The following is a 9700-nucleotide window of genomic DNA, read 5'->3' on the forward strand; positions in this document are numbered from 1 at the left end:
GAATCGTTCGACGAAAATTTGGAGGACCGCGGCAGCTGTCTGCAGGCGACAACGATAAGTCCTTCATCATCGCCTGTTCCCGGCATTCGTGTGGACAGCTTTCACCCAGTGCGGGCTCAGCATTGAATCGCGGGACACTGCACGAGCCCGTAGCGGCCATTTCGATATTCCATTTGAGCATATCGTGAAGCGAAAAACCAAGGCACCCCAGCTTCGATCTGTCCGCCGTTGACTGCGCAACGTGTAACGCTCACCCGCTTCACCCTACATGTTGGTTTTCACCGCATTCTGTTCGTGAAGTGCCGGCAATATCGGTGTCAGGCGCCAGTAGGTCATGCCTCCTTGCGAACGCGATAAAAAGCCCACGCGCGGTCTCTGCGTCCACTTCGCCCCGCAGTGCGGCACGGCATGCATTCAGGGCGACAGAATGGCCCTTATCTCTTGATTGGGTAGGCCATTCCAGCAGATATCTGTAAGCGTCGATTACCGAGCCTATTTCCGTGGGGTAGCCGAGCCCCACAAAGATGCGAACCGGTTTTTTGAAGCAGTCTGTTTTCATTTCGGTCTCCCTTTTAATCCAAGCTTGCGGTATGCAAGCGCACCATCTGACCTCCAACCATTTCAATAGATTTCACGTCATCTTCAGCATGCCGAGATCCGTTTTCGGGTAAGGCCTTTCTAATATATTGAACCTTGTCAACGTGACTATGAGCAGCTGAGCGTTCAGGATCGCCGGAAATGTCAGAGCAATGTAAAACATCAACCGTTGATTGGGGGGGACTTTCTTCTCTTCAGCTGTGACGCATCAAGGCATAGGGAGAACGGGCCCGGCTGTCCGGACCCGTTCAGTAGACTCACGCCGTCGACCACGGACGATTATGGCCGGACCATATACTGCCGGCTGCCACGATCACGACGACAATCCCGGCTATCAGATGTGCGCTCGTGGCGGCAGTCACGGCTGAGAAGCCGAGCGCCCAGGGGGCAATCAGCGCCCAAATGCCAAGTACGAGGTTGAGCCACTCTTCCACCTCATGGAAAGCGTAGAGTGCAGAGGCGGCGACAAGGGCGACGGCCGCGCCGACCACCCATGCGTTCCAGGCGGCATAGGTCTCTGCGGTGAAGCCGAGCAGCCAGGGCGAGATCAGAAGGCCAAGACCGGCAACGATATTGACGATATCAAAAACCGTCCGGTAATTCGAATTCAGGGACTTTAGCATCGTTCATTTCTCCTCATCGGTTGGTTGCATCATCAATGGACCGCCTCGGTCGGCGAGGCGGCGGATGCGGCGGCAGCCTTCGAACGGCCGTCGCCGCAAAGTTTGGACGTCGTGGACGGGGCCGGCAGGAAACGCGCTTCGGCCCTTTGGGGGAGCAGGAACTGCGCCAGTTCGTCCTCCGAGAATGCTCCTGCTGCGATCTCCTGCAATGCGAGATCGCTCGCATTCCGGTGTGGCAAAGCAAGTCTCGGTTCGGCGCCACGGTTAAGCGCACGAGTTCGCGCTGCTGCAGCAAGCACCAGCATGAACCGGTTAGGAAGAGCCTTCTCACAATCAAAGATGACATATGGATCCATGGCTCACCTCATGCGGCGTTTCGATCGTTCATGGTATGAACTGACCCGCTTTCGACGCCTCGCTCCAGCGCGAGCATCGCCTGCTCAACCTCGTAAAGGCGCGACGGCCGGTCGTTCTCCGGCATGCCTTCGTTGGTCGCCTGATCCGCCAGATATTCCGTCCAGGCCCAGTTCATCAGGATCGAACGCTTCGCGTCGAGCGATAGCGCCGGATCGCGAACGACGTCCATCGGGGCGAACCAGCTGGCCGGGCCGGACGCATCGTCGCGGTCTGCTGCGCCGTCCATGGCCTGCCCGTACCTTTCCTGAAGTCGAGCAAGACCCAGCCGCTCCAAGGTCGCATCAGCAAAGGCATGAGATGGCCTAACTGATTGGCGACCACTCCTCTTCTTGGCCGATGCAACAGCCTTGTCTGCCGGCCGTTGCACGACGTAGGTCAGCCCTTCTCGCTTGGCATAGCGGATGGCGGATTGCAGTGTGGGGAATTCGAGTTCCACCTGCGCAAGTGTGTCACTGCCGCCGGTATAGCCCATCAAGGGTTCGATAAACGGCGCGGAGCGACGCTCGAAAACGAGCCGCCAGCCCTTTGTTCGCGCATTCCCTGATGTGGTCACAGAACGCGACGGCTTGAAGATGCGCGCAACCGCGTCATCCGGAAATGGCAAGCGTCCGAAGGAAAAGTTGCGCCGGTTGTCATTTAAGGCGCGGACAGAGGCAGTTGGGGTTTCTATTTTCGGTTTTGTGTCTCTTGCAGTCTCCATTTTTCATCCCTCCCGGTTGGCGAAGGATACTGGCGGCCGCCAGTAGGCCGGCCGCCAGGGTTAGTTGAACCGATCAGCTCTTGATGGCGATGCGCTTGACCTGCGACTGCGCCTTCTCGGTCTTGGGCAGGATCACCGTCAGCACGCCATTCTTGAAATGCGCGTCGACCTTGTCTTCCGCGATCTCAACGCCGAGCGGGATGCGGCGCTCGAAGCGGCCATAGTATCGCTCGGAGAACTGACGATCCTTGTCCTCGTTCTCGGAGCGCTTCTCGCCCTTCAGCGTCAGCACGCCGTCGTTGAGCAGGACTTCGATGTCCTTTTCGTCAAGGCCTGGCACTTCGGCCGTCACCTTGATCTCCTTATCGGTGTCGGAGATCTCAACGCTCGGCCAGCCGGTACTGAAGGCAGAACCGCCACCGAAGGTGGTCAGGCCCGAGCCGAAGCCGCGGAAAACATCATCGAACAGTCGGTTCACTTCGCGATGAAGCGACAGGAAGGGATCGCGGTCGTCATCGCGCAGGACAGTCGGAACCTGGTTGCCATTATTGCGGCCCCAGGGGATCAGATCACGAACACTCATGGTTTTTCTCCTTCTCATCTGTTGATTGGACAAGGTCCGCCCGTGACGCCGGGCAATGGCCCGGCGCCCTGATTGCAGACAACGTCGTTTGAAAAATCAGGCGGCCTGCTTGTCCGCTTCGATCTGCTTCGTCTCGACCTTCGGCAGTGCCACGTCGGTCGAAATCGCGATCTGGCGAGGTTTCATCTCTTCGGGGATTTCCCGCTTGAGATCGACGGTCAGCAGACCATTGACGAGCCCTGCGCCCACGACCTTGACGTGATCGGCAAGCTCGAACCGGCGCTGGAATGAACGGCCGGCGATCCCGCGATGCAGATACTGCTGATCGTCGTCATTCGCCTTCTGCCCGGCGACGAAGAGCATGTTCTGCTCTTGGGTAATCGTCAGCTCGTCCTGCGTGAAGCCGGCCACTGCCATGGCAATGCGGTAGTCGTCCTCACCGGTCTTGATAATGTCGTAGGGCGGCCAGTTGTCGATCGATTCGACACGGCTTGCAGCTTCAAGTGCGTTCAACATTCGGTCGAAGCCGATGCTTGACCGGAAAAGGGGAGAAAAATCGAGGTTTGTCCTCATAACCATATCCTCCTTACAAGCAACATGGATACAAGGAGACGCCAAGAGCACAGGGCGCCTCCTGGACTTGTCGATCCCCGATTGGGCGATCGAACAATAATCATTTAATTCAGTACGTTGTGGCTTCAAGAGGTTTTCGATAGCGGCATAAAAAAAATTTTTGGCCCGTGGCGAAAAGATACTGCGTCCGTCTATTCAATCGTCTCTTGAAAGGAGCCCGACCATGTCAATCGCGCGTCAGGGTGTCGAGAAAACTCTGGCACCAGTGAAAGATGTCGTTGGTTCGCAATTTTTCCATCATCGCCTGCCAGCGTTCCACGCGCGCGTCGCGTGGCATCGAGAGCGCAACTTCGAGCGCCGAGGCCATGGAATCGAGATCATATGGATTGACCAACAGCGCGCTGTCGAGTTCACGAGCGGCGCCGGCAAAGCGCGAAAGGATCAAAACGCCCGGGTCTTCCGGTCTCTGCGCCGCAACATATTCCTTTGCGACCAGATTCATGCCGTCACGCAACGGCGTCACCAACCCGACCTTCGCAATGCGATAGAGCCCGGCCAGGGATTGGCGACCGAGAGACTGGTTTATATAGCGCACCGGTGACCAATCGACCGTGCCGAGTTCTCCGTTCACTCGGCCAGCCAATTCGGCGACCGCTTTTTGCATGGCCGCATATTCGGGCACGTTCGAACGTGATGTTGGCGTGACCTGCAACAGGGTTGTCCGCCCCATGCGCATGGTATTCATCTGCAGAAAACGATGAAATGCGTCGATACGCTGAGTAATTCCTTTGGAATAATCGAGCCGATCGACGCCGATCACGAGATCGCTGCCACGAAGGCTTGCCTGTGTGCGCGCAACCAGAGGGTCGTTCGTCGCGTCGCCTGCCACGCGCTCGAATTCCGCTGTATCAATGCTGATGGGAAAGGCACCGCAGCGGAACACTCTGCCATATGCGCGGCAAAGATCGTTGCCCAATAGCTCTCCAGCCCCCTCTCGCCGCAGGCATTCGGCGAAATTGTCGAGATCGTATCGGGTGTGAAAGCCTACCAGATCATAAGACGAGAGCCCCCGCAGGATCACGTCGTAGACGGGCATGGCAAACAGGATGTCCGCCGGAGGCCAGGGAATATGAAGAAAAAAGCCGATCCTGTTGGCGCAACCGCGTATGCGCAATTCTTCCGCCAGCGGAATTAGGTGATAGTCGTGAACCCAGATGATATCGTTCGGTTCGATCAACGGCATAAGCAGATCCGCGAAGAGCCGGTTAACCCGATAGTATCCGGACATCTCACTACGGGCGTATTCACTGAGGTCCAACCGACAATGAAAGGTCGGCCACAAAACCCGATTGGCAAAGCCATTGTAGTATTCGGCTATATCTTTCTTCGTCAGATCCGTGAGCGCGTACTCAATGTTTCCGATCCGCTGGCTCGAAAGCGAGGGTATATAAGTCTCCGCGCTCTGTTTGCCCGACCATCCCATCCAGAGACCATTATGTTTCTGCAGCGCTGAATGGAGCGCTATCGCAAGTCCACCTGGCGGAGGATTGCCGTTCTTGTCCGGTAGCGGGACCCGGTTTGAGACAACGATGAGCCGGCTCATCTCGAAGTTCCCTGACTGCAGAGCCTTGAGCAGGCAATAGAGCCCAGACGAGAACGCAAGTCGGCGGGAGAGTGCAATACAGTATCGGCCGACGTAATACCTGGTTCGCTGCCAACCCGGATTGCCGCGCCGCCCTCTTGTTTAGCTGCGACGAACATATCTTCGTCCGTAAGGTCATCACCAATTGCTATAGGCAGTCGGCCCGAAAACTCCGCGGTCTCCATGAAACTTTTGAGCGCATCGCCTTTATTTGCCTTTGCTGGCCGCAGTTCGATCACCATCTTGCCACGTTGGACGTACCAGTCATCACCGGCCACGCGCCGAGCCTCTTCCATCAACGCTTCTACTGCGTGTTGCGCTGCGGGTGCCAGGCGATAGTGGAGCGCCACAGCGGCGCCCTTATCCTCAAAGATCACCTTTTCCGGCTCTGGCCGCCGCAACCTGAGCAGCGCTTTTGCCTCATTGAAGGGCTCTGATGACGCGGTCCCGTATCGGGTTCCATCCGCGAATCGCATCTCCGCTCCGTGAAGGCCGGCAACGGCAAAGCGTTGGGGGGCAAAAAACGCGTCAACCGTCGCGATACTACGTCCGGTCACCAGCGCAAGTGATCCCCCCAGATATCGGGATAGCGCAGCCAGATCGCGGCCGAGATCGTCGGGCACAGCAACTGCCCTCGGCGTCGGCGCGATATCCAGAAGCGTACCGTCGATATCCAGAAACAGCGCGAAGCGCTCCGGCGAGGTCATGAGCCCTTCAAGTGGATCGGGCTGCTTGTTGCAAACATCACCCGAAGGACATGTCATGTGTGTCACGCACATCTTTCTCGTCCTCTTCTGTGGCGCGAAAGATGTAAGCGGCGTTTTGGCGCGTTCAATATCCCTCTGGCACTCCTCCTACCAGAGTGCCAAAAAAATTATTCCACCTCTCTTGAAGCGAGCCCACCGCTTCCTAAATCTTCACCGGCTTCGCAAATTGCGAAGTGCTCATAACATTGTTGTCATTGATCGGAAGGAGCGTTTGCGAACGTATCCGCCTGAGCCTTGTTGGCATGTTCTGAATGGCGGTGCGACAGTGCGGGCGCAACGGCCCTACTGGTAGCATGCAAAATCTCCTGAAGAAAATGGCTTGGGGTGGCCTCAAAGGTGCCCGGGTCGAAGATCGCAAAAACGGTCTTTGATGTTCATGTCCGAACTTCGCTTCTTAAAGGAGGTTTTGATGAAAATCGCACAAATCGCACCCCTTGCCGAACGAGTTCCGCCAAAGCTCTATGGCGGAACGGAGCGCATTGTCTCCTATCTGACAGAAGAACTCGTTCGTCAGGGGCATGATGTCACGCTGTTTGCCAGCGGTGATTCCATTACATCGGCCAAGCTCGTGCGGTGTTCGAATTTGGCCCTAAGGCTTAACCCCGCCGTTCAAGACCCTATCCCCTATCACGTCATGATGCTGGAAGAAGTGCGCAAGCGCGCCGACGAGTTCGACGTCCTGCATTTTCATATCGATCTTCTGCATTTCCCGCTGATCAGCCCATTCGCTGGCAAGACAGTCACCACGCTGCACGGACGGCTGGACTTGCCTGATCTCAAACCTTTCTACGCTTCTTTTCCGGACGTGCCGCTGGTCTCGATTTCCAACGATCAGCGCCGGCCCATGCCCCCGGTCAACTGGGCAGGTACCGTCTATCACGGGCTGACCTCGGACGTCTTGCCGTTCGCCCAAAAGCCGGAGGGCGACTACCTCGCTTTCCTGGGACGCATTTCACCAGAGAAACGCCCGGACCGGGCGATCGAGATCGCCGTGCGCACCGGCATGAAGCTGAAGATTGCCGCCAAAGTCGACAAGGCCGATGAGGCCTACTGGCAAAACCAAATCGCACCCATGATCGAAAAGCACAAGAATGTCGAATATATCGGCGAGATCAATGAGACGCAGAAAGCCGACTTCCTCGGAAATGCGCAAGCACTTCTGTTCCCGATAGACTGGCCCGAGCCTTTCGGTCTCGTCATGATCGAGGCCATGGCCTGCGGTACGCCTGTCATTGCGTTCGAATGCGGCTCGGTACCCGAAGTCATCGACGACAATGTATCCGGCTTTATCGTCAACGATATTGATGAAGCCGTGGATGCCGTCGGCAAACTCGATCAGCTCGACCGCAAAACTGTCCGCAACACGTTCGACAAGCGTTTCACTGCAAGGAGGATGGCCAATGACTATGTCGACATCTACCGCTCACTCGTCAACAAATACAACAACGTCGGACAAATGCCGCTTCATGCTGCCAATGGAAATGCTGCCGCCTTTGCCATCAGCGACACAGCCTGACCCTCGTCTGATAAAGGATTTTCAGCCGTGGATTCCGCGTTAACATTGACCGACAGAAAGGAGCCGGCCTACGCCGGCTCCGACACCATGCCGACGAGCGGCGTTCCCGAGGCCGCGATCCGCTATGAACGCGGTTCGCGAACACTGAAACACGGCGACACATTCGCGGTGTTTGACAATAATGGTGATGCAGTTTCGTGGCCAGGCAACCCGGAGGGTGTGTTCCATCGGGATACGCGGCACCTGTCCTATCTCAGCCTGACGATCAACGGACTCCATCCGTTACTGCTGTCCTCGACATTGCGTGATGACAACGCCACGCTGAACTGCGATCTCACCAATCCTGACATTGTCATCGAGCCTGATGGCGACACGCTTCGCCACGACTTGCTACACATACGGCGGACACGGTTTCTTCTAAACGGAGTCTGCTACGAACGGCTTCTGCTGCGCAATTTCGATGACCGGGAACGCACGATCCGTCTCGATATTGCATTTGCGGCCGATTTCGCCGACCTGTTCGAAATACGGGGCACGCCCCGCGCGAAGCGCGGGCAATCGGCCCAGCCTGAGGTGGAGGCTGATCGCGTCCGCCTTTCCTATCTCGGTCTCGATGGGCGAACACGTGCAACGATTCTGCGTTTCGGCCCCGAACCCTCGTCAATTGCGGGAGATCATGCCCGTTATCAGATTACCCTTGGGCCACGTGAAGCCCGCTCGCTCTTCATCGAGATTATCTGTGACGAGCGCAGTGAAGAGAAAACGCCACCCCGAAAGACATTTTTCTCCGCACTGCGTCGGGCGCGTCGAGCTCTGCGACGCTCGTCGGCTCGTGCCGCATCGGTGGTGACCTCCAACGAAATTTTCAATGAAGCCGTCCGCCGCAGCGTGGCGGACCTCTATATGCTCATGACCGACACGCCCGAAGGCCCGTACCCCTATGCCGGCATCCCTTGGTTCAGCACAGTCTTTGGTCGCGATGCGCTGATAACCGCCCTCGAGACACTTTGGCTCGACCCGGCAATCGCCCAAGGCGTCCTAAAGCATCTCGCCGCCAACCAGGCGGTTGATTTCAATCCAGAAGCCGACGCCGAACCAGGCAAGATCCTCCACGAGACGCGCTTCGGCGAGATGGCGGAACTTGGTGAAGTTCCCTTCCGTCGCTACTACGGCAGTATTGATTCGACCCCGCTTTTCGTCATGCTGGCGGGCGCCTACCTGCAAAGGACAGGTGACCTCGAAACCTTGCGTGGCCTGTGGCCCAGTATCCGCGCGGCGCTGGATTGGATTACCCGGTTTGGAGACCGGGACGGTGACGGCTTCGTTGAATATGGCGCCCTCACCGGGAAGGGTCTGGCCAATCAGGGCTGGAAGGACAGTCACGACTCCGTGTTCCACGAGGACGGCAGGCTTGCGACAGGGCCGATCGCCCTGGTGGAGGTGCAGGCCTATGTCTATGGCGCCTGGCGGGCGGCCGCGATCATTGCCCGCCAGCTGGGTAAGGACGATGACGCCTTGAGTTTCGACCGAATGGCCGAGACATTGCGCATCAACTTCGACAAAGCGTTCTTTGACGAAGAGCTGCAAACCTATATCCTGGCGCTCGACGGCGAAAAGAAACCTTGCCGCGTCCGCTCGTCGAATGCCGGTCATGCGCTGTTCACGGGGATTGCTTTTCCGGAACGCGCCGAGAAGGTCGTCCGGACCCTGATGGCGCAGTCATCTTTCTGTGGCTGGGGTGTACGCACTATTGCCGCCTCCGAGGCACGCTACAATCCGATGAGCTATCACAACGGATCGGTCTGGCCGCATGATAATGCGCTGATCGCTGCCGGTTTCGTGCGGTACGGCTACCGGGCCGAGGCAGCACGCATCTTCGAAGCACTGTTTGCCGCATCGACCTACATCGATCTCAGGCGACTGCCCGAGCTCTACTGCGGCTTCGTTCGCCAGCGCGGGAAGGGGCCTACGTTCTACCCCGTCTCGTGCATCCCGCAGGCTTGGGCTGCCGCAGCACCGCTCTTCCTGCTGGCGACAGTAATCGGTCTCGGTTTCGATGCACGCGCCTGCCAATTGACGCTGAACCAGCCTGTACTGCCATCTTTCACCGATGAAGTTGTGCTTCGAAACCTGCGGCTCGGTTCGGCATCGGTGGATATCGCTTTGCGCGGTAACCAATCGAAGGTGGTCGTTGACGTTCTCGAACGAAAGGGAGAGATCAAGGTGTTGACGACCAACTGAGAGCTTTGGCAGAACCGCCGCGGCCTTGGGCTCGAAAACGC

Annotated in this window: 10 protein-coding genes; 2 read left to right on the forward strand and 8 right to left on the reverse strand. The window is 57.5% G+C overall.

What is annotated here, in order from left to right:
- Positions 1-259: 259 nt before the first annotated feature.
- The 8 genes from B4E36_RS11565 to otsB form a co-directional block, all read right to left on the reverse strand.
- Positions 260-559, reverse strand: coding sequence for a DUF982 domain-containing protein (locus B4E36_RS11565; protein ID WP_292052142.1), 300 nt, complete (start codon positions 557-559; stop codon positions 260-262).
- 295 nt (positions 560-854) lie between these two features.
- Positions 855-1220, reverse strand: a complete 366-nt coding sequence (locus B4E36_RS11570; protein ID WP_292052144.1) for an SPW repeat protein — start codon at positions 1218-1220, stop codon at positions 855-857.
- A gap of 32 nt (positions 1221-1252) precedes the next feature.
- Complete coding sequence (rpoZ, locus tag B4E36_RS11575; protein WP_292052146.1) at positions 1253-1576, reverse strand: DNA-directed RNA polymerase subunit omega; 324 nt, start codon at positions 1574-1576, stop codon at positions 1253-1255.
- 8 nt (positions 1577-1584) lie between these two features.
- A complete protein-coding gene (locus tag B4E36_RS11580) occupies positions 1585-2337 on the reverse strand; it encodes an NADH dehydrogenase ubiquinone Fe-S protein 4 (protein WP_292052149.1) in 753 nt (250 codons plus the stop codon).
- 73 nt (positions 2338-2410) lie between these two features.
- On the reverse strand, positions 2411-2920 hold the full coding sequence (locus tag B4E36_RS11585; RefSeq protein ID WP_292052150.1) for an Hsp20/alpha crystallin family protein: 510 nt from the start codon (positions 2918-2920) through the stop codon (positions 2411-2413).
- 96 nt (positions 2921-3016) lie between these two features.
- The gene (locus tag B4E36_RS11590) at positions 3017-3493 is read right to left on the reverse strand and encodes an Hsp20 family protein (RefSeq protein WP_292052152.1); all 477 of its coding nucleotides are present in this window, start codon (positions 3491-3493) and stop codon (positions 3017-3019) included.
- A gap of 226 nt (positions 3494-3719) precedes the next feature.
- On the reverse strand, positions 3720-5096 hold the full coding sequence (gene otsA, locus B4E36_RS11595; protein WP_292052154.1) for an alpha,alpha-trehalose-phosphate synthase (UDP-forming): 1377 nt from the start codon (positions 5094-5096) through the stop codon (positions 3720-3722).
- Positions 5093-5842: a trehalose-phosphatase gene (gene otsB, locus B4E36_RS11600; protein ID WP_292052155.1), complete on the reverse strand. Its 750-nt coding sequence runs from the start codon at positions 5840-5842 to the stop codon at positions 5093-5095. The genes otsA and otsB overlap by 4 nt, the downstream gene beginning before the upstream one ends.
- Before the next feature lie 469 nt (positions 5843-6311).
- Here otsB and B4E36_RS11605 point away from each other — a divergent pair, with 469 nt between their 5' ends.
- Both B4E36_RS11605 and B4E36_RS11610 read left to right on the forward strand, forming a co-directional pair.
- A complete protein-coding gene (locus B4E36_RS11605) occupies positions 6312-7418 on the forward strand; it encodes a glycosyltransferase family 4 protein (RefSeq protein ID WP_292052157.1) in 1107 nt (368 codons plus the stop codon).
- An 87-nt stretch (positions 7419-7505) separates the two neighbouring features.
- Positions 7506-9659 carry an amylo-alpha-1,6-glucosidase gene (locus B4E36_RS11610; protein WP_292052177.1) on the forward strand — a complete coding sequence of 718 codons (2154 nt, stop codon included), beginning with the start codon at positions 7506-7508 and terminating at the stop codon, positions 9657-9659.
- Positions 9660-9700: the final 41 nt, after the last annotated feature.

The organism is Martelella sp. UBA3392 (assembly GCF_002358775.1).
Lineage (GTDB): Bacteria > Pseudomonadota > Alphaproteobacteria > Rhizobiales > Rhizobiaceae > Martelella > Martelella mediterranea.